The 19,779-nt window shown below is 45.8% G+C and carries 15 protein-coding genes; 4 read left to right on the forward strand and 11 right to left on the reverse strand.

The genetic code is table 11. The features are described 5' to 3' along the window. Positions 1-145: 145 nt before the first annotated feature. Together A9237_RS04020 and znuA are read right to left on the reverse strand one after the other, a co-directional pair. Positions 146-3,523 (reverse strand): AraC family transcriptional regulator, encoded by a 3,378-nt coding sequence (locus A9237_RS04020; protein ID WP_078607733.1) that lies wholly within the window; start codon positions 3,521-3,523, stop codon positions 146-148. 212 nt (positions 3,524-3,735) lie between these two features. After that, positions 3,736-4,614 carry a zinc ABC transporter substrate-binding protein ZnuA gene (gene znuA / locus A9237_RS04025; protein WP_027726682.1) on the reverse strand — a complete coding sequence of 293 codons (879 nt, stop codon included), beginning with the start codon at positions 4,612-4,614 and terminating at the stop codon, positions 3,736-3,738. 78 nt (positions 4,615-4,692) lie between these two features. Between znuA and znuC the strand changes: the two genes are divergently transcribed. Further along, a complete protein-coding gene (gene znuC / locus A9237_RS04030; protein ID WP_005436991.1) occupies positions 4,693-5,481 on the forward strand; it encodes a zinc ABC transporter ATP-binding protein ZnuC in 789 nt (262 codons plus the stop codon). Next, positions 5,474-6,259: a zinc ABC transporter permease subunit ZnuB gene (gene znuB, locus A9237_RS04035; RefSeq protein ID WP_005436990.1), complete on the forward strand. Its 786-nt coding sequence runs from the start codon at positions 5,474-5,476 to the stop codon at positions 6,257-6,259. The genes znuC and znuB overlap by 8 nt, the downstream gene beginning before the upstream one ends. A 119-nt stretch (positions 6,260-6,378) precedes the next feature. On the opposite strand, the gene sucD is transcribed toward znuB, so the two are convergent. From sucD to sdhC, 8 genes are all read right to left on the reverse strand, one after another. After that, positions 6,379-7,251, reverse strand: coding sequence for a succinate--CoA ligase subunit alpha (gene sucD, locus A9237_RS04040; RefSeq protein ID WP_005436989.1), 873 nt, complete (start codon positions 7,249-7,251; stop codon positions 6,379-6,381). Next, positions 7,251-8,417 (reverse strand): ADP-forming succinate--CoA ligase subunit beta, encoded by a 1,167-nt coding sequence (gene sucC, locus A9237_RS04045; protein WP_078607734.1) that lies wholly within the window; start codon positions 8,415-8,417, stop codon positions 7,251-7,253. Before sucC ends, sucD begins: the two co-directional genes overlap by 1 nt. A gap of 202 nt (positions 8,418-8,619) precedes the next feature. Next, a complete protein-coding gene (gene odhB / locus A9237_RS04050) occupies positions 8,620-9,828 on the reverse strand; it encodes a 2-oxoglutarate dehydrogenase complex dihydrolipoyllysine-residue succinyltransferase (RefSeq protein WP_039842846.1) in 1,209 nt (402 codons plus the stop codon). 28 nt (positions 9,829-9,856) lie between these two features. After that, positions 9,857-12,682 (reverse strand): 2-oxoglutarate dehydrogenase E1 component, encoded by a 2,826-nt coding sequence (gene sucA / locus A9237_RS04055; protein ID WP_078607735.1) that lies wholly within the window; start codon positions 12,680-12,682, stop codon positions 9,857-9,859. Positions 12,683-12,774: 92 nt separating this feature from the next. Continuing rightward, positions 12,775-13,485: a succinate dehydrogenase iron-sulfur subunit gene (locus A9237_RS04060; protein ID WP_005436982.1), complete on the reverse strand. Its 711-nt coding sequence runs from the start codon at positions 13,483-13,485 to the stop codon at positions 12,775-12,777. 18 nt (positions 13,486-13,503) lie between these two features. Then, a complete protein-coding gene (gene sdhA, locus A9237_RS04065) occupies positions 13,504-15,270 on the reverse strand; it encodes a succinate dehydrogenase flavoprotein subunit (protein WP_005436979.1) in 1,767 nt (588 codons plus the stop codon). Continuing rightward, positions 15,271-15,615 (reverse strand): succinate dehydrogenase, hydrophobic membrane anchor protein, encoded by a 345-nt coding sequence (gene sdhD, locus A9237_RS04070; protein ID WP_005426689.1) that lies wholly within the window; start codon positions 15,613-15,615, stop codon positions 15,271-15,273. Continuing rightward, positions 15,609-16,001: a succinate dehydrogenase cytochrome b556 subunit gene (sdhC, locus tag A9237_RS04075; RefSeq protein ID WP_005446421.1), complete on the reverse strand. Its 393-nt coding sequence runs from the start codon at positions 15,999-16,001 to the stop codon at positions 15,609-15,611. Before sdhC ends, sdhD begins: the two co-directional genes overlap by 7 nt. 395 nt (positions 16,002-16,396) lie before the next feature. Between sdhC and A9237_RS04080 the strand changes: the two genes are divergently transcribed. Continuing rightward, on the forward strand, positions 16,397-17,686 hold the full coding sequence (locus tag A9237_RS04080; RefSeq protein WP_005436975.1) for a citrate synthase: 1,290 nt from the start codon (positions 16,397-16,399) through the stop codon (positions 17,684-17,686). Positions 17,687-17,894: 208 nt separating this feature from the next. On the opposite strand, the gene A9237_RS04085 is transcribed toward A9237_RS04080, so the two are convergent. Next, the gene (locus tag A9237_RS04085; RefSeq protein ID WP_038893270.1) at positions 17,895-18,653 is read right to left on the reverse strand and encodes a Nif3-like dinuclear metal center hexameric protein; all 759 of its coding nucleotides are present in this window, start codon (positions 18,651-18,653) and stop codon (positions 17,895-17,897) included. A 132-nt stretch (positions 18,654-18,785) separates the two neighbouring features. Between A9237_RS04085 and A9237_RS04090 the strand changes: the two genes are divergently transcribed. Beyond that, the gene (locus A9237_RS04090; RefSeq protein WP_078607736.1) at positions 18,786-19,538 is read left to right on the forward strand and encodes a DUF1853 family protein; all 753 of its coding nucleotides are present in this window, start codon (positions 18,786-18,788) and stop codon (positions 19,536-19,538) included. Positions 19,539-19,779 lie beyond the last annotated feature (241 nt).

Here is a 19,779-nt window from a genome sequence, read left to right on the forward strand (position 1 = left end):
CCTTATCCCTTATCCCTTATCCTGCAAGGTTAAATGTCATGCCCTTCTGTCCAATATCTATATGACGTTCTTTACGACACCGTTCGTCTCACAGGCATAAAAAAGCCCAGCACTAATGCTGGGCTAGCTAATGTCAAATTAAGAGCTAAATGCTCGTCTGGCTATCTTGAGTCATGGCAAACTTGGAGGGAGGTAAGCCAAAGTGCAACTTGAACTTCTGACTAAAGTACGATGGGTCATTAAAGCCACAGTTAAATGCGACCTCACTGATTTTCTCTCCTGCGAGTAGCTGTTCACAGGCTGTTTCTAATCTTACTTCTGTCACGTAGTCTTTTAGCGTTCTTGACGAAGCCGACTTAAAGCGCCGCTGTAGGCTTCGCTCAGACATATAAAGCATCTTCGCAGCAGAGGCCGTACCAAACTCCGGATCGTGATAATGCTCAGCAACCAGTTGGTAAACTTTCATCAACCACTCTTGCTCTGGTGAGGTAGTTTGCTGCTGTGGTTCAACTTCCGTAAACTCGGGCAATACTTCTTCAACATGGCTCGGTTCTTGAGCACATGGCCAAGTAATCTCTATTTTATTTTGAGCATCAGAAGCAAACATAGATAAATGCCCTCCACTTGCGGCAACAAGTTGAGGTAAGTTATCCATACTCAAATCTACATTACTGGCATTGGTTGGGCGCATTACTGCCGCTTTACTTGGTAATTGCGTTCCGTAGTCAATAAAACTCAATGAGACGATGTCATTAGCCTCGTCCAATACCAATTTAACCGACTGTCCTCGGAAAGAGCGTTTGATGATATTGGCGAAAATACTGTTGAATATGACATCAAGGTTAAAACTTTCTAATGAAATACGGCTTGCTTTGTGATTGTCTTGCAGCTCAACACTGATACCGGCTTTAGAAAAGTCCTCACGCCAAACATCCACAACAGATTGCGTTATCTGACTCAGGTTATAGTTTTGACTTCCGTTACTGGTGTCTCCCGGAGAGCTCTTTAATTCGTTCAACTGCCAGTACGTTTTCGATAGATGATCTTGAGTCACTGAATCTAAATCAACAGGTAACTTGTGCGCTATCGAGTCAACGCTCGACTTAATTGACTGTGCAACATGGTCCACCAGCAAGTTTCTCACTTGAATCTGCTTTCTTAGTTGCTGATTACTGGTCAATAAAACTCGACTTTGATGGCGAAGCTGGTTGGTTTTTAACGTCACTTGTGCTGCCAAGTCACGGTTCGCTTGCAACACATACCGTGAACGCCAATACATCAAAAGAGCGATAATGGCGATGGTAACCAAAGTAAATCCAGAGATCGCCAGCTTGGACAAATACCAAGGTTTTAATACCGTGAATTTTGATTCCAAACCGATTAAGCCAGACGCGAGCTGCGAATCATTACTCACCTGCAAGTGATAATCACCTGAGTTGAGGTGTTCTAGTGTTAATTGACCACCTTCAAGCGATTGCCACTGGTCGCTCTCGTTCAAGCGATAATAGAGGTTTTGGTTATCTGGTTTCGGCATCACCCCAAAAAGAAAGCTTAACGAAGAGCCATAAGGTAGCTTCATACTTTCTAGGTCAGCACTACCAACTTGAACCACCTCATTTTCTAGCATGACTTGACTAACGATCAGTTGGGATTCTGGTGTGTTGGATACGAGCAACTTTGACGAGTCAGCTTTGACTAAACCATATTGAGAGCCAAAGATAAGTTGGCGGTCACTAACTTCAGAGCGACGAATAACATTACAAACACCCGGAAGAAATTCATTATTGATGAGGCCGGATGCAGAAGAATAATGCTTCATCAACTGCCCTGAGAGATGGTAATAGCTGAGCCCCACTGATGAAGCAAGCCACACACCTTCTGAGTCACTGAGTAAACAGGCCGGACGAGAGTTTGATACGCTCATTTCCATCACTTCTTTTGCATCGCTACCCGGTACCGTTTTGAAAACACCATAAGCAGAAGCAAACCAATGAGAACCATCAATCGCGGTAATGATATCGAGTGACTCACCGTACTTTTCTGAGAAACGGTTAAATCGAATTCGCTCACCATCGTATTCATAGACGCCGTGGTCAGTACCAATCAAAAGCAAATCTTTTTTGTCATATAAACGGGTGATTTTCGCAGGCAAAAACTGACTGACTAACCAATCGCTGCCAAAGTTTCTCATCTGCTGACTCGCAGCATCGATATTAAATAGTTGATAGCCGCTGGAAACCCAAAGTCGGTCAGTTCCATCAGAGACGATATGATCAATTCCCCTTCCAGCAATGACACGAAGGTATGGAAACGTCACACGCTGTAAGTTATTTAGGTTGTAAATCTTTAAACCGGAAGACGTGGCTATCCAGAGTTTTTCACCTTGAAAAGCAAATTCATTTATCTGGGATGGCAGATGTAAGACTTCAGTAATCTTTGAACTTCCTGAACGATACAACTTGTGGTCATCAGCAAACCATAATGCGCCATCTGGCCCTGTTAACGTTTGTCGAATACGTCCGGTCAGTGTTTGTTGGTCATAACTACTGAAGGTTATCCGCTCAAACTTTTTACTGAACAATGAGTAATAGCGAATACCTTGGTTGGTCGCAATCCACATACCACCCATATTGTCGTTCAATAACGAGTAGATTTTAGTGCTCGCTAATTCCAACTCAAGGAAGCTTGCTGGGGTTACTTGAGTCACCTCTCCACTCAAGAAAGAATACAAGTAGAGCCCCTGCTCCGTTCCTACCCAGTATTCTTGGTTGGTTTCCGCAAAAGTCAGCACATGCGAGGCACCGATTCTAATGACCGGTTTATTTGGCTCATAGATATTGAAGATCAGCGCCCCTTTAAGCGTGCCAACTAAAATCTCTCGCCTTGTATGGGAGTAATACACTTTTTCAATGTAATGCTTACCAGAAGAAACCACGTGGTTGAATTTACTTCCTTCAGATAAATAAACGCCTGACGTGGTCGCTAATGCCCATTTTGTCTCTACAAAAATAGCGTCATTGATATAGACGTAGCTGTTGTTGCTGTGCTGATAGAGCTGAAGCAAAGAGAAAGAGTTCAGTTCGCTGGTTTCAATATTGTAGGTATAGAAATGCGCACCATCGCTCACCCAAATAAAGTTACCCGATGAACCAATCTTTCGAATCTGCGAGCCAGGATTGAGGCTAAAAACCAAGCGACGCTCTTGGTTAGGGTAAGTTTGGTACACTTCATTTTCGACAAACGTCCAGAATGAGCCTTTATGGTAGGCCAGTTGCTCGGCTTTTGTTTGCAGAAAACTTCCTGATTTAGGCAAGGTTGTCTGCCCATTGTAGAACAGCACTCGGCCATGAACATCATGGATCCAAAGCCCACCGTGCTCGCCAGGAAACAATTTTTTCGCTGCAATAAAAGTGCCCTTAACCTGATTTGGCAAAGGGTAGAAGATCGCATTCGCTTCACTTGAAGCAAACGCTTGAAATGAGAGGATAAAAGCCCAAAAAAATAGGGCTAGTTGGCGCAGCAAGATAAAATCCTTACATGTATCAATACGTGCGACTCATGGTTTACTCATACCTTCCATAGCTGAGTGCGTATATGGTTATTTTGAGCCGCTAATTATTGATAATGATATCTCAATTCCATTGATAGAAAAGACTCACTGCGCCAAAGGTTTGTAATTCTTACTGCCAGATCACGTTAAACGCGTGTTCTGTATAGAGAACAACAACACAATTGTTACTTTTCGCTCAAACACTGACTAAAGCTGTTTGAAATTCCTTTCAAGAATACAAAGTAACTACCTGATTTAACATCAACACTGCTACCCAATGGGTCAAGAACGCCGGCATTAACATCGCTGCCACGCATCACACTTTCAACCACAGCAGGGGTGAATTGTGGTTCTGAGAACACACAAGCGACATCACCCGTGCCCAATGTTTTACGGATATGAATCAATGTTTTTGCTCCCGGCTTACGATCTGGAGAAACCGTAAAGTGCCCGAGTTGATTTAGGTTGTAACGTGATTCAAAATAGCCGTAAGCATCGTGGAAAACAAAATAACCTTTGTCTTGCACTGGCGTCAGTTGTTGCTTAATCTCCGCATCCGTTGCTTTTAACTCCGCTTCGAACTTCTTCAAGTTTGCTGCGTAAGTGTCTGCATTCGTAGGATCGATTTCTGCAAGTTTGTGAGCGATAGCGTTGGCAACTTGTTTTACGGTTTCAACACCCAACCAGAAATGTGGATCATGTGTGCCGTGATCGTGACCATCATGGTGATCATGCTCACCACTAAATGCACGTAACGATAGGCCCGGAATTTCGCTAACAGTTAGCGTGTTACCTTTATCCGTCACCACTTTCTCTAGGAAAGGTTCGAGATCATGGCCGTACCAAATAACAAGATCGGCAGCAGCTACCTTCTTCACATCCGATGGGCGCAAAGCGTAATCGTGTGGCGAAGCATTGTTTTGTAGCAGAACGTCTGGCTTCGTAACGCCTTCCGTCAGCTCGGTTGTGATCATTTGAATAGGTTTAATACTAGTCAACACGGTTACCGCATGAGCAGGTAAGGTTAACATTGCTGAAACAGCAAGAATTATAGCTCTTTTCATAGTTTTACTTGGGGTATAGCGTGGAAAGTGAGATAATGTTACATTATAACATTAACAATTTGCAAATGAGTTTCATTCATGTCTTCACTAGTCCGTCTTGAGCAACTATGCGTCGAGTTTGACGAACGCAGAGTTCTCGACAATGTCACAATGGAATTAGAAAAGGGCAAGATCACTACCCTAATTGGTCCCAACGGAGCGGGAAAATCGACGTTAGTCAAAGTCATTCTAGGTCTCCAAAAACCGACCAGCGGTAAGTTAACGAAGCAACGTAAACTGAAAATTGGTTATGTTCCTCAGAAACTGAAACTCAACGATTCTCTTCCATTGAATGTCATTCGTTTCCTAAACCTTGCTGGCAAGTATAGCAAGCAGGAATGCCTCGACGCGTTACGTCTTGTTGGCGCTGAACACCTCATCAAAAGTAACATGCACCGTCTTTCAGGTGGTGAAAACCAACGTGTACTGCTTGCTCGCGCCTTACTTCAACGTCCTGAATTGCTCGTGCTAGATGAACCAGCTCAAGGTGTTGATGTTCAAGGTCAAATCGATTTATACGATCTAATTGAGAGCATTCGTCATCGATTCGATTGTGGCGTGTTTATGGTATCGCATGATCTGCATTTGGTTATGGCAAAAACCGATGATGTGATCTGCTTACATCATCACGTATGCTGCTCTGGATCACCGGCGACCATTACTCAGCACCCGTCTTATATCGCGTTGTTTGGCAATGCGACTCGTGAGTCATTGGCATTCTATCACCATGACCACGACCATCATCACCACGATTTAGCAGGCTCTCCAGTGACGGGTGACGCGACATCATGTTCTAACCACTCTCACGGACACCATCATCATGATTGAGTTTTTATTGCCTTCAATTTTAGCCGGTATCGGTATCGCAATCATTGCCGGCCCACTTGGCTCTTTCGTGGTTTGGCGAAAAATGGCTTACTTTGGCGATACGCTCGCCCATGCCTCTTTAATGGGCTTGGCACTAGGCTTCTTGCTCAACATAAACCTTTACCTTGCATTGTTGGTTTGTTGCTTGGCACTTGCTGTACTGCTGGTTACTTTGCAAAAACAACAGCTTGTCGCTACCGACACGCTACTAGGTATTCTGGCTCACAGCGCCTTATCGATTGGCTTGGTATCGGTCAGTTTCCTAGAGAACGTTCGCGTGGATTTGATGAGCTACCTGTTTGGTGATTTGCTTGCAGTTTCACCTCAAGATCTAATGTTCATCTACGCTGGAGTGATCGGTGTCAGTGCTTGTTTGTATGCATTCTGGCGTCCGCTTTTATCAAGCACTGTAAGTGAGGAGCTAGCTGCCGTTGAGGGCGTGAATACCGATTTAGTGCGCTTAGTGCTAATGCTCATGGTCGGTGTGGTTATCGCTGTCGGTATGAAGTTTGTGGGTGCGCTGATCATGACTTCTCTATTGATTATCCCAGCAGCAACTGCACGTAAAGTGTCATCTTCACCAGAGCAGATGGCTTTGTTTGCTTCAATTATTGGCTCTATCGCAGTGTTGATGGGCCTAAGCCTGTCTTGGCATTTCGATACACCAGCTGGCCCTTCGGTTGTGATTAGCGCAACCTTCCTGTTTATGCTTAGCCAGCTGATTAAACGCAAAGCCTAGTAACCGAATAACTAAATCGCTCAATCGCGTTAAAGATTAAACACAAACCATTGTGAAACAGAAAAAGAAAAGCCTGCGAAATCGCAGGCTTTTTAATGCTTATACAATGGTTTGGTTGATTACCAACCTGTCACTTCACGTAGACCTTTACCAATCTCAGCTAGAGATTTCACAGTCTTAACGCCAGCCGCTTCTAGTGCTGCGAATTTGTCTTCTGCAGTACCTTTACCACCAGAGATGATTGCGCCTGCGTGACCCATACGTTTACCTGGAGGAGCAGTAACACCAGCAATGTAAGAAACCACTGGCTTAGTTACGTTTTCTTTGATGTAAGCCGCCGCTTCTTCTTCCGCAGTACCACCGATTTCACCAATCATTACGATTGCTTCAGTTTCTGGGTCTTCTTGGAAAAGCTTCAGGATGTCGATGAAGTTTGAACCTGGGATTGGGTCGCCACCGATACCAACACATGTTGACTGGCCAAAGCCTTCGTCAGTCGTTTGCTTAACCGCTTCATACGTTAGTGTACCTGAACGTGAAACGATGCCCACTTTACCTTTCTTGTGGATGTGGCCAGGCATGATGCCGATCTTACACTCATCAGGCGTGATAACACCCGGACAGTTAGGACCGATCATGCGAACGCCAGTTTCTTCTAGCTTCACTTTAACGTCGATCATATCTGTTGTCGGGATGCCTTCAGTGATCGTTACGATAAGCTCGATGCCTGCGTCGATTGCTTCTAGGATTGCATCTTTACAGAATGGTGCTGGAACGTAGATAACTGTTGCTGTTGCGCCAGTCACTTCTACAGCTTCACGTACCGTGTTGAATACAGGAAGACCAAGGTGAGTTTGACCACCTTTACCTGGAGATACACCACCAACCATTTGTGTACCGTAAGCAATTGCCTGCTCTGAGTGGAAAGTACCTTGACCACCAGTGAAGCCCTGACAGATTACTTTAGTGTCTTTGTTAATTAGTACAGACATTATTTCGCCTCCGCAGCAGCAACAACTTTCTGAGCAGCATCTGTTAGCGACTCAGCAGCAATGATATCAACATCAGAATTAGCAAGAACTTCGCGACCTAGCTCTGCGTTAGTACCTTCTAGACGAACAACAACAGGTACCGTTACACCAACTTCTTTCACTGCACCGATGATGCCTTCAGCGATCATGTCACAACGTACGATGCCGCCGAAGATATTTACTAGAACTGCTTTCACGTTGTCATCAGATAGGATGATCTTGAATGCTTCTGCTACACGTTCTTTGGTTGCGCCGCCACCTACGTCTAGGAAGTTCGCAGGCTTGCCACCGTGTAGGTTTACGATGTCCATTGTACCCATCGCTAGACCCGCACCGTTAACCATACAGCCAACGTTGCCATCTAGTGCTACATAGTTCAGTTCCCACTGAGCTGCGTGTGCTTCACGCTCGTCTTCTTGAGAAGGATCGTGCATTTCACGAAGCTTAGGCTGACGGTATAGCGCGTTTGAATCGATGTTGATCTTACCGTCAAGACATAGCAGGTTGCCTTCACCAGTAATAACCAATGGGTTGATCTCTAGTAGCGCTAGGTCGTACTGAGAGAACATAGTGCCAAGACCCATAAAGATCTTAACGAATTGTTTGATTTGGTCACCTTCAAGACCAAGTTTGAACGCTAGCTCGCGACCTTGGTAAGCTTGAGGGCCTACTAGTGGATCGATTGCCGCTTTGTGGATTAGCTCCGGCGTTTCTTCCGCAACTTTTTCGATTTCCACACCACCTTCAGTAGAAGCCATGAAAACGATCTTACGAGTCGCACGGTCTACAACCGCACCAAGGTAAAGTTCGTTAGCGATGTTAGACGCTTCTTCTACGAGGATTTTAGTAACAGGCTGACCATTTGCGTCTGTTTGGTAAGTCACCAAGTTCTTACCTAGCCATTTTTGTGCGAATTCTTTTACGCCGTCTTTTGTATCGTGTAGCTCAACACCGCCCGCTTTACCGCGGCCACCAGCGTGAACCTGACACTTTACAACTTTCTTTTCAGTAGTGATGCGACCCGCAGCTTCAAAAGCTTCTTGTGGCGTATCACATGCGTAGCCTTCCGGTACAGGCAAACCGAATTCTGCAAACAGCTGTTTGGCTTGGTATTCATGCAAATTCATTTTGATATTCCGTTTGTTTATCCCTTAAGGGATTTATTATTTCCATAACGCCGCTTGATGCGGTACGTCTGTAGGGTCTTCTCAAATCAACTGCTTATAGATATATCGGGGGCAGTTCAAGTGAAGGCCAGACGCTGAGCCAGTCTAGCCTTGGATGCTGTAGACGTCGAGCTATCAGGGACAACTCGACGTTTTAGCGATATTAAACGTCTAATAGCAGACGCGCTGGATCTTCTAGTAGCTCTTTAATCGTTACTAGGAAGCCCACTGACTCACGGCCATCGATCAAACGGTGGTCGTAAGATAGTGCTAGGTACATCATTGGCAAGATTTCTACTTTGCCATCAACCGCCATTGGGCGCTCTTGGATTTTGTGCATGCCCAAGATTGCTGATTGTGGTGGGTTGATAATCGGAGTAGACATCAGTGAACCAAATACACCACCGTTAGTGATAGTGAAGTTACCACCCATTAGCTCATCAACGGTTAGCTTGCCATCACGACCTTTAATTGCTAACTCTTTAATGCCCTTTTCAACATCTGCAAAACCTAGTGTGTCACAGTCTTTAAGTACTGGCGTCACTAGACCACGTGGCGTAGAAACCGCCATGCTGATATCGAAGTAGTTGTGGTAAACAATGTCATCACCATCGATAGATGCATTCACTTCTGGGTAACGTTTTAGTGCTTCTGTTACAGCTTTCACGTAGAAAGACATGAAGCCTAGACGAATACCGTGACGCTCTTCGAACTGGTCTTTGTACTGCTTACGAAGGTCCATGATTGGCTTCATGTTTACTTCGTTAAACGTAGTTAGCATTGCCGTGTTGTTCTTCGCTTCTAGAAGACGGTTTGCTACTGTCTTACGTAGACGCGTCATAGGAACACGTTTTTGGCTGCGTGCGGCTGCAGGTGCTTCAACTGCTGCTGAAGCTTCTGCTTTTGGCGCAGCTTTAGCATTTGCAAGGTGAGCTTCGATATCTTCGCGAGTAATACGACCGCCCACACCAGAGCCTTTCACTTGGCTCGCTTCTAGGCCGTGTTCAGCTAGAAGACGACGAACCGCTGGACTTAGCGCATCGTTGCTTTCTTCTGTAAGCGCAGCTTTATGACGCTTATCAGGAGACGCTTCTTTGTCTTCGGTTGAATCTGTTGTTGGTTCGCCCGCTACAGCACCAGGCTTAAGCTTCGCGATCAACTGCTTAGAAAGTACTGTTGCACCTTCTTCTTCAATAATGGCTTCTAAAACGCCGGCTTCCGGAGCAGGTACTTCAAGCACTACTTTATCGGTTTCGATATCAACCAGAACTTCATCACGCTCGACTACGTCGCCTGGTTGTTTGTGCCATGTCGCTACGGTTGCGTCAGCAACTGATTCAGGTAAATCTGGAACCAGAATTTCAATTGTCATATCTGTTTCTTCCTTTAACTTCTAGTTCTTAATTCGAAGTTTTTGAGTTCACGTTCAGAGCGTCTTCAACCAACGCTTTTTGTTGTTTCAAGTGCACCGACATGTAGCCTACTGCTGGCGAAGCAGAAGCTGGGCGACCTGCGTATTTAAGATCTGCACCTGCTGGAATAGCAGCACGGAAGTTGTGTTGGCTACAGTACCAAGCTCCCTGGTTTTGAGGCTCTTCCTGACACCAAACGAAATCTTCAACATTCGTGTATTGCGCAATCGCCGCTTGTACTTCATCCAGAGGGAATGGGTACAGTTGCTCGATACGCACAATAGCAACATCATCTTGTTCGTTATTGCGACGCTGTTCTAGAAGGTCGAAATAAACCTTACCTGAACAGAACACAACACGTTTCACTTTGCTTGGCTCCAGATTATCAATCTCTGGGATCGCTGGCTGGAATGTGCCTTCAGAAAGATCTTCTAATGAAGACGTACAAAGTGGATGACGCAGTAGCGACTTAGGTGACATAACAATCAGTGGACGACGCATAGGACGCACCACCTGACGACGGATCATGTGATAAACCTGCGCAGGTGTAGATGGCACTACAACTTGCATGTTTTGTTCAGCACACAATTGTAAGTAACGCTCTAGACGCGCTGATGAGTGCTCTGGGCCTTGGCCTTCATAACCGTGTGGCAACAGCATAGTCAGGCCACACAGACGAGCCCACTTTTGCTCACCTGACGAGATAAATTGGTCAATCACAACTTGTGCGCCGTTTGCGAAGTCACCAAACTGTGCTTCCCAAATGGTCAAGCCGCTTGGCTCTGCCGTTGCATAACCGTACTCAAATGCCAATACCGCCTCTTCTGACAACACTGAGTCAAACACTTGGAATGGCCCTTGTTTGTCATGAATATTCGCTAGCGGGATGTAAGTGCTCGCATCATTTTGGTTATGCAGAACAGAGTGGCGGTGGAAGAAAGTACCACGACCTGAGTCCTGACCAGAGATACGAATACGCTTACCATCATCAACTAAGGTTGCGTACGCCAGTGTTTCAGCCATACCCCAATCAAGAGGCTTCTCACCGCTGATCATTGCAGAGCGGTCGTTGTATAGCTTGTTTACACGGCTTTGTAGCTTATGGCTGTCTGGGTATTGGATTAGACGTTGACCAAGCTCTTTCAAGCGAGTTGCATCAAACTTGTTGTCCCACTCAACATCCCAGTCATGACCTAAGTATGGAGACCAGTCAACAGAGTGAAGTGCCATTGGACGCCACTCTTTCACCACAACTTCACCTTTATCCAGTGCGTCGCGGTACTCATTCACAAGCTGAGTTGCAACTTCGATGTCTGATTCATTTTTATCAATCAACACATCAGCGTACAGCTTACGAGGCGTTGGGTGTTTCTTGATTTTTTGGTACATCAACGGCTGAGTTGCATTTGGCTCATCCGCTTCGTTGTGACCATGACGACGGTAACAAACCAAATCAATGACAACATCACGTTTGAACTCGTTGCGGTAATCCAATGCAATACGCGTTACGAAAGCAACCGCTTCTGGATCGTCAGCGTTAACGTGGAAAATCGGAGCCTGTACCATCTTAGCGATATCAGTACAGTACATCGTAGAACGCGTATCACGAGGGTTAGAGGTTGTGAAACCAACTTGGTTGTTCACAACAATACGCACTGTACCACCGACACAGAAACCACGAGCAAGAGACATGTTGAACGTCTCAGCTACAACACCCTGACCCGCAATCGCAGAGTCACCGTGAATAGTGATTGGTAGTACGCGGCTGCCATCAAAGTCACCAAGGCGATCTTGACGTGCACGAACTGAACCGATAACTACTGGGTTTACAATCTCAAGGTGAGATGGGTTAAATGCGAGCGCTAGGTGAACATCACCACCAGGCGTTGCAAAGTCTGCCGAGAAACCTTGGTGGTACTTAACATCACCTGTACCCCATGTTTCGTCGTGTTTACCCGCAAACTCATCAAACAAATCTTGAGGCTTCTTACCAAGAACGTTGACCAACATGTTCAAACGTCCACGGTGAGCCATACCGATAACCACTTCACGCATGCCGCTGGTACCAGCATGACGAATCAGTTCTTTTGTCATCGGAATCAGTGCATCACCACCTTCTAACGAGAAACGTTTTGCTCCTGGGAACTTAGCACCCAAGTAACGCTCGAGACCTTCAGCAGCCGTAAGCTCCTCAAGGAATGTACGTTTTTCGTCTTTATCGAAAGATGGCTGACCAACCACAGACTCTAAACGTTGCTGGATCCAACGCTTTTGCTCTGTATCTGTCATGTGCATGTATTCTGCACCAATAGAACCACAGTAGGTTTTCTTTAGTGCCGAGTAGATGTCTTTCAACTGCATCGTCTCTTGGCCAATGGCAAAAGAACCTACGTTGAAAGTTTCTGCGAAGTCATCTTCGGTGAGATTGTGGAATGCAGGGTCTAGCTCCGCCACAGGTGGGCGTTGCCATAGACCTAGAGGATCGAGCTCTGCAGCTTCATGACCGCGGAAGCGGTATGCGTTGATAAGCTGGAGAACTTTTACTTGCTTAGCGTCGACATCTGGATCACTAACTTGGACACTGTAATGCTTTGTTTCTTGAGCGAGTCGTCGGAAGTAGTCACGGACACGCGAATGCGGCTGTTCAGCCACTTCTTCTGAGCTTTTAGGCAGCTCATCAAATACGCGTTTCCACTCCTCACTTACCAGATCGGGGTCACTTAGATACAGTTCGTAGAGGTCCTCTACATACGTTGCATTGGCGCCAGCCAAGTGTGAAGACTCGAGCCATGCCTTCATCACGCCGTTGTGCATATTTTCCCTTAACCAGTAGTTTTCACGTTTGCTTCGGTCTGCGCCGAGCTATTAAGAGCCGACCCATTTGGGTCGGCAATTTTTGTTGTTAATTAAATCGAACGATTGACTAGCATCGACTTGATGTGACCGATAGCTTTCGTTGGATTTAGCCCCTTAGGACAAACACTTACACAATTCATGATGCCATGGCAACGAAAAACGCTAAATGCATCATCAAGATCGGACAAACGTTCATCAGTTGCCGTATCTCGGCTATCAATTAGCCAACGGTAAGCTGCTAGAAGACCAGCAGGGCCGATAAATTTATCTGGGTTCCACCAGAATGATGGACAAGAAGTTGTACAACATGCACACATAATACATTCGTACAGCCCATCTAAATGCGCACGCTCATCAGGCGTTTGTAAGTTCTCGCGAGATGGAGGTAGAGCACCATCATCAATCAAGAAAGGCTTAACTTTCGCATAGTTATCGTAGAACTGTGTCATGTCAACGATAAGATCACGCACTACTGGTAGGCCCGGTAGAGGACGAATGACAATCTTGTCACCTTGCAGTGCAGATAGCGGTGTAATACACGCTAGACCATTCTTGCCATTCATGTTTAGGCCGTCAGAGCCGCATACCCCTTCGCGGCATGAACGACGGAATGCAATGCTAGGGTCTTGCTCCTTCAAAAGGATCAATGCATCCAGAAGCATCATGTCTGATCCTTCTTCCACCTCAAGCGTGTAGTCTTTCATGTACGGCTTTTGGTCGACATCCGGATTGTAGCGGTACAAAGAGAAATTCAGTTTCATAATATTACCCTCCTTTCCTTAGTACGTACGTGCTTTTGGCGGAAATGCTTCACGATGGATTGGCTCCATGTTTACACCACGTTTCGTCATTGCTTCCGTTTCCGGGTTGTAGATAGAGTGACATAGCCACTGCTCATCATCACGGTCAGGGAAGTCAAAGCGAGCATGCGCACCACGGCTTTCTGTACGGTAGTTAGCCGCAACCGCCGTTGCATAAGCAGTTTCCATCAAGTTTTCTAGTTCAAGACACTCAATGCGTTGTGTGTTGAACTCAGTCGACTTATCAGCAAGGTGAGCGTTTTTCAGACGTTCACGGATAGCTTTCAGCTCTACCAGACCTTTTGCCATTGCATCACCTTCACGGAATACCGAGAAGTTGTTTTGCATACACTGTTGTAGGTCTTTACGAATTTGCGCTGGATCTTCACCGTCAGTGCTATTTTCCCAACGGTTGTAACGCTCTAGTGAACGTTCAATATCAGCTTCTGTCGCAGGTTTCGCGTCAGCTTGTTTAAGCAGTGTTTCACCCAGATGAAGGCCCGTCGCACGACCAAATACCACAAGGTCAAGCAGTGAGTTACCACCTAGACGGTTTGCACCGTGTACCGATACAGAAGCAATCTCACCACAAGCAAATAGACCTTGAACTTCAACGTCAGCGCCATTCTCATCTTGGCGAATCGCTTGGCCTGATACCTGAGTAGGGATACCACCCATCATATAGTGACACGTAGGAATTACAGGGATTGGCTCTTTGACCGGATCAACGTGCGCAAATGTACGAGACAACTCACAAACACCCGGTAGACGAGACTCCAGAGTATCTTTACCTAGGTGATCAAGTTTCAGTTTAATGTGTGGACCCCAAGGACCATCACAGCCGCGGCCTTCACGGATTTCAATCATCATTGAACGAGCAACCACGTCACGACCAGCAAGGTCTTTCGCGTTTGGTGCGTAGCGCTCCATGAAGCGTTCACCATCTTTGTTTAGAAGGTAACCACCCTCACCACGACAACCTTCGGTTACAAGCACACCTGCGCCAGCGATACCCGTTGGGTGGAACTGCCACATTTCCATATCTTGCATCGGAACGCCCGCACGAAGTGCCATACCAACACCATCACCAGTATTGATGTGCGCGTTAGTTGTTGATGCGTAGATACGACCTGCACCACCAGTTGCTAAGATCGTTGCTTTCGATTTGAAGTAGCACACTTCACCCGTTTCCATGCATAGCGCAGTACAGCCTAGAACAACACCATCTTCATTTTTAACGATATCAAGAGCATACCACTCAGAGAATACCGTTGTTTTGTGCTTGATGTTTTGTTGGTAAAGCGTGTGCAGAAGTGCGTGACCAGTACGGTCAGCCGCTGCCGCGGTACGTGCCGCTTGCTCACCACCAAAGTTCTTTGACTGGCCACCAAACGGGCGTTGGTAAATAGTGCCGTTATCAAAACGAGAGAAAGGAAGACCCATTTTCTCTAGCTCGATAACAGATTCAGGACCGTTCTTACACATGTACTCGATTGCGTCTTGGTCACCGATATAGTCAGAACCTTTAACCGTATCGTACATGTGCTGTTCCCAATGGTCTTCGTGCGCATTACCTAGCGCAACCGTAATACCACCTTGAGCAGAAACAGTGTGTGAACGTGTTGGGAAAACTTTAGATAGCAACGCACAAGAAAGGCCTTGCTCCGAAATTTGTAGTGCAGCGCGCATGCCCGCACCACCAGCGCCGATTACTACGGCGTCAAACTCACGAACTGGAATAGACACTTACGCACCCCACAGAATAAATAGACCAGAGAAGACATAGCCGAATAGCACGGCAATAACACCAAGTTGAAGTGCACCACGAAGTTTCGCGCACTTAATGTAATCCGTTAAAACTTGCCATAAGCCGATCCACGCGTGGATCAAAATAGAAACAAGTGCCAACATGGTGAAGACTTTAGTGAACGTGCCACCAAAGAACTGGGTCCAAGATGCGTAAGAGATGTCTGAGAAAGCACAGAAGCTCACCAGATAAATCGTGTATAGAGTCATAATGATGGCGGACGCACGAATCAATAAGAAATCGTGAACACCATTACGACCGAATGAAGAAACGTGTTTTACCATACCAAGATCCCCGCCAATAGTGATAACACTGCAGTAGCACCAAACGCGACTTTAGCGCTCATCGCGCCTGAATCTAGTTCTTCAAAGTGGCCTAGGTCCATCAGTAAGTGACGAACACCACCAGCAATGTGGTAGGCAAGTGCAGTTAGAATGCCCCACAAAATGAATTTCACGAAGAAGCTATCGACGATGTCAGCGGCTTCCATAAAACCCATCGGGGATGACAGAGAAATGGACAGTAACCAAAGTAATATACCCACCGCAACAAACGTAATCACACCCGACACACGGTGCAGGATTGACGCGATTGCTGTGATGGGAAAGCGGATGGTCTGTAAATCTAAATTAACAGGTCTTGACTTTCTTTCTTTCACGGGCTTGCTCACTCAGCTCCATTGAGCATTTATTGTTATAACCAATTTCAGCTTCCAAACGTACAAAAGTTAACATTTGATTAACAAATACTCGCAATAAGCTCGGAGATAATTGTAAACACTTTGTTAACAAACGGAGTCCACAAACAAACCTCACTTTTGTTTCTAGCCCCGAATTTATAAGGATTTAACTAAAATTTTCTGTGCCAATATACGGCCAGCAACATTCTAATACAATAGATGTAACAAATTATGCTACATAGAACAGATTTTTAACGATTTTCATGAGAAAAATCATAACAAGTGCACACAAAAATGGAGAAAAATTGACTTTAAGCTTTAACAACAGTACAAAAATGGCACATAAACATCCTGGACGGATTAAATAATAAACAAAGGAGATTGTTATGGCGGATAAGAAAGCTACCCTTCACATCGAAGGTCATGCGCCAATCGAACTGCCAATTATGGACGGTACGCTAGGTACACCTGTGATTGATGTTCGTAAACTGGGAGCCAATGGTTACTTTACTTTTGACCCAGGTTTTCTTGCCACTGCATCTTGTGAATCATCAATCACGTACATCGATGGCGGCAAAGGTATTCTTTTGCACCGCGGTTACCCGATTGATCAATTAGCCAATAACGCAGATTACTTGGAAGTATGTTACATCCTGCTTTATGGTGAAGCCCCTACCCGTGAGCAATACGAGCAATTCAAAACAACGGTTACTCGCCATACTATGGTGCACGAGCAAATCGCAAGCTTCTTCCACGGCTTCCGACGCGACGCTCACCCAATGGCAGTAATGTGTGGTGTGGTTGGTGCACTAGCGGCCTTCTACCACGATTCACTAGATATCAACAACGACGAACACCGTGAAATCGCGGCGTACCGTCTACTATCGAAAATGCCTACTTTGGCGGCGATGTGTTACAAATACTCAATCGGCCAGCCATTTATCTACCCTCGTAACGACCTAAGCTACGCAGAAAACTTCCTACACATGATGTACGCAAACCCATGTGAAGAATACGAAGTAAACCCTGTTGTTGCGCGTGCGATGGATAAGATCTTCACGCTTCACGCAGATCACGAACAAAACGCATCAACGTCGACGGTTCGTCTATCTGGTTCTTCTGGTGCGAACCCATTCGCATGTATTGCCGCAGGTATTGCTTCTCTATGGGGTCCTGCACACGGTGGTGCAAACGAAGCATGTCTGAAGATGCTTGAAGAGATCGGCAGCGTAGACAACATTCCTGAGTACGTAGAGCGTGCAAAAGACAAAGATGACCCATTCCGTCTAATGGGCTTCGGTCACCGCGTTTACAAAAACTACGACCCACGTGCAACGGTAATGCGTGAAACATGTCACGAGGTTCTAAAAGAGCTAAACATCAAAGATCCACTACTAGACGTAGCGATGGAACTTGAGCGTATTGCGCTTTCTGATGAATACTTCGTGTCTAAGAAGCTATACCCGAACGTAGACTTCTACTCAGGCATCATCCTAAAAGCAATCGGTATTCCTGTATCGATGTTTACGGTAATCTTCGCGATTTCTCGTACTATCGGTTGGATTGCTCACTGGAACGAAATGCACAGCGATCCGCTAAACCGAATCGGTCGTCCTCGTCAGCTATACACTGGTGAAACTCAACGTGAGTTTTCTCCACTGCATGAGCGCGAGTAAGCGTTAGAATCGAGAATCGAGAATCGAGAATCGAGAATCGAGAATCGAGAATCGAGAATCGAATATATATGAGGGTTGACGCGAAAGCGTCAACCCTTTCTATTTTGAAGAGATGAGAACGAACTGCGCTCTATGGAACACTTCGCCTCGAGATGCGAGAGATAATTACGTAACACTTTCGCATCTCAAAGGACAAAGCCCGCCCCTTCTATACTGGGTTATCAATATCAATAAACGTAACGTCCAAACCGTGCTCTTGCGCTAACCATTCACCCAACGCTTTAATGCCGTAACGTTCAGTTGCGTGATGACCTGCAGAGAAGTAATGGATATCCAATTCACGAGCCGTGTAAGTCGTACGTTCTGAGATCTCGCCCGAAATAAACGCATCTAATCCATGCTGAGCAGCAAGCTCAATGAAGTCTTGACCACCGCCGGTACACCAACCAACTGTCTCAATCATTTTTTCTGCATTGTCAGGCGCGATATGCAAAGGTTCACGGTTTAATACGTGATTGATTTTGTTTGCGAAGTCAGCGCCAGTCATTGCTTGTTTCAAGCGGCCAAACAGAGCGACAGATTGAGGGTGCCCTTCTAAACCACCTTCCACTTCTATGTCTAGCAAGCGTGCCAACTCTGCGTTGTTACCCAACTCAGGATGAATATCTAGCGGTAAATGGTAGCCGTAAAGGTTGATGTCACTTTTGATCAAACTGCGGATACGCTTTCCTTTCATACCACGAATTGGCTCTGGTTCACCTTTCCAAAAGTAGCCGTGGTGAACAAGCAATGCATCAGCCTCTAATTCGATCGCTTTATCGATTAATGCTTGTGAGGCCGTTACGCCTGTCACGATGCGTTTGATTTCTGATTTGCCTTCAACTTGCATTCCATTCGGTGCGTAGTCTTTAATAAGTTGCGGCGATAATTTCTCGTTAAGGATCTTTTCCAGCTGTAAATTATTCATTGTTACTTCCAATACTTGTGGCTTGAACAAAGTGTATATCGAACCGCGATCAGGATGCTAGTTGTGGCATCCCCAACCAGAATAAATTTCGATACAATAGAAAGGCTTTACCCGTGACAACAAGGATAATGGATGAATTCATTACAACGTTTCCATCAATGGATTGCTAACACACCACCTCTTTTCAAACTTAAGGAACCTTTCGTCACTGTTGAAGATATTCCGACCTTACCTCTATCGGACAACGAAGACTATGATGGCAACCCTCGACTCGGATTCCTCTATCAACACCTTTGTACCAAGTTGCTGACTTGCTCTTCACGATATGAACTTATTGCCGAAGAAATCCAACTTAATGACACTACTGGGCGCACAATTGGCGCCGTCGATTTGATCCTCGAAAATCAGGAAACAAACCAACACGAGCATTGGGAAGTCGCCATTAAATTCTACTTACTCCACGAAGGCATTTGGTATGGCCCGAATGCACACGACCAACTGCACAAAAAACTCGATCGTATGCTCACTCACCAACTAAAAATGAGCCAGAGAGAAGAGTTCCACCAACAGTTACCGTTAGACGCCACACCGAGTGAACACTTGCTGATGCAAGGTCGCCTCTATGTAAATCCGTTCGCGGCCGAACCAATCCCCACAACCTGTTTAAGTTACGAACTAAACCAAAGCCAAATTTCCGGTTACTGGTGCTATCAAAGTCAATGGGAAGAAATTAATGAACCTTTATATGCTCTTTCCAAACCACTGTGGGCAATCGGTAATGAGGAGTTCTTAGAGCCTATCGATAAACCATCAGATAGGTTTGTTCACGCTCAAACAAAGAGCGGTCAATTTTGGTTTGTTGTACCAGATACTTGGCCGAACTAAAACGGGAAACGGGAAACGGGAAACGGGAAACGGGAAACGGGAAACGGGAAACGGGAAACGGGAAACGGGAAACGGGAAACGGGAAACGGGAAACGGGAAACGATTTTATTTTGCTCTTCTGGAAACAAGTTCCGTCAACACCTTCTTAATCAAAATACTCTTTCTCTATACTCTCAACGAGTATCTCTCGATTCCTAAAGCGAAGCGCTCCCGACTCTCGAAGTACAGCGCTTCCTCTTCA

The sequence above is a fragment of the Vibrio owensii genome (assembly GCF_002021755.1).
Lineage (GTDB): Bacteria > Pseudomonadota > Gammaproteobacteria > Enterobacterales > Vibrionaceae > Vibrio > Vibrio owensii.

What these genes read in the sequence shown, in the direction of transcription:
- znuA (WP_027726682.1), bottom strand. Translation starts at nt 4,614, where the DNA reads ATGAAAAGAGCTATAATTCTTGCTGTTTCAGCAATGTTAACCTTACCT.
- znuC (WP_005436991.1), top strand. Translation starts at nt 4,693, where the DNA reads ATGTCTTCACTAGTCCGTCTTGAGCAACTATGCGTCGAGTTTGACGAA.
- znuB (WP_005436990.1), top strand. Translation starts at nt 5,474, where the DNA reads ATGATTGAGTTTTTATTGCCTTCAATTTTAGCCGGTATCGGTATCGCA.
- sucD (WP_005436989.1), bottom strand. Translation starts at nt 7,251, where the DNA reads ATGTCTGTACTAATTAACAAAGACACTAAAGTAATCTGTCAGGGCTTC.
- sucC (WP_078607734.1), bottom strand. Translation starts at nt 8,417, where the DNA reads ATGAATTTGCATGAATACCAAGCCAAACAGCTGTTTGCAGAATTCGGT.
- odhB (WP_039842846.1), bottom strand. Translation starts at nt 9,828, where the DNA reads ATGACAATTGAAATTCTGGTTCCAGATTTACCTGAATCAGTTGCTGAC.
- sucA (WP_078607735.1), bottom strand. Translation starts at nt 12,682, where the DNA reads ATGCACAACGGCGTGATGAAGGCATGGCTCGAGTCTTCACACTTGGCT.
- A9237_RS04060 (WP_005436982.1), bottom strand. Translation starts at nt 13,485, where the DNA reads ATGAAACTGAATTTCTCTTTGTACCGCTACAATCCGGATGTCGACCAA.
- sdhD (WP_005426689.1), bottom strand. Translation starts at nt 15,615, where the DNA reads ATGGTAAAACACGTTTCTTCATTCGGTCGTAATGGTGTTCACGATTTC.
- A9237_RS04080 (WP_005436975.1), top strand. Translation starts at nt 16,397, where the DNA reads ATGGCGGATAAGAAAGCTACCCTTCACATCGAAGGTCATGCGCCAATC.
- A9237_RS04085 (WP_038893270.1), bottom strand. Translation starts at nt 18,653, where the DNA reads ATGAATAATTTACAGCTGGAAAAGATCCTTAACGAGAAATTATCGCCG.
- A9237_RS04090 (WP_078607736.1), top strand. Translation starts at nt 18,786, where the DNA reads ATGAATTCATTACAACGTTTCCATCAATGGATTGCTAACACACCACCT.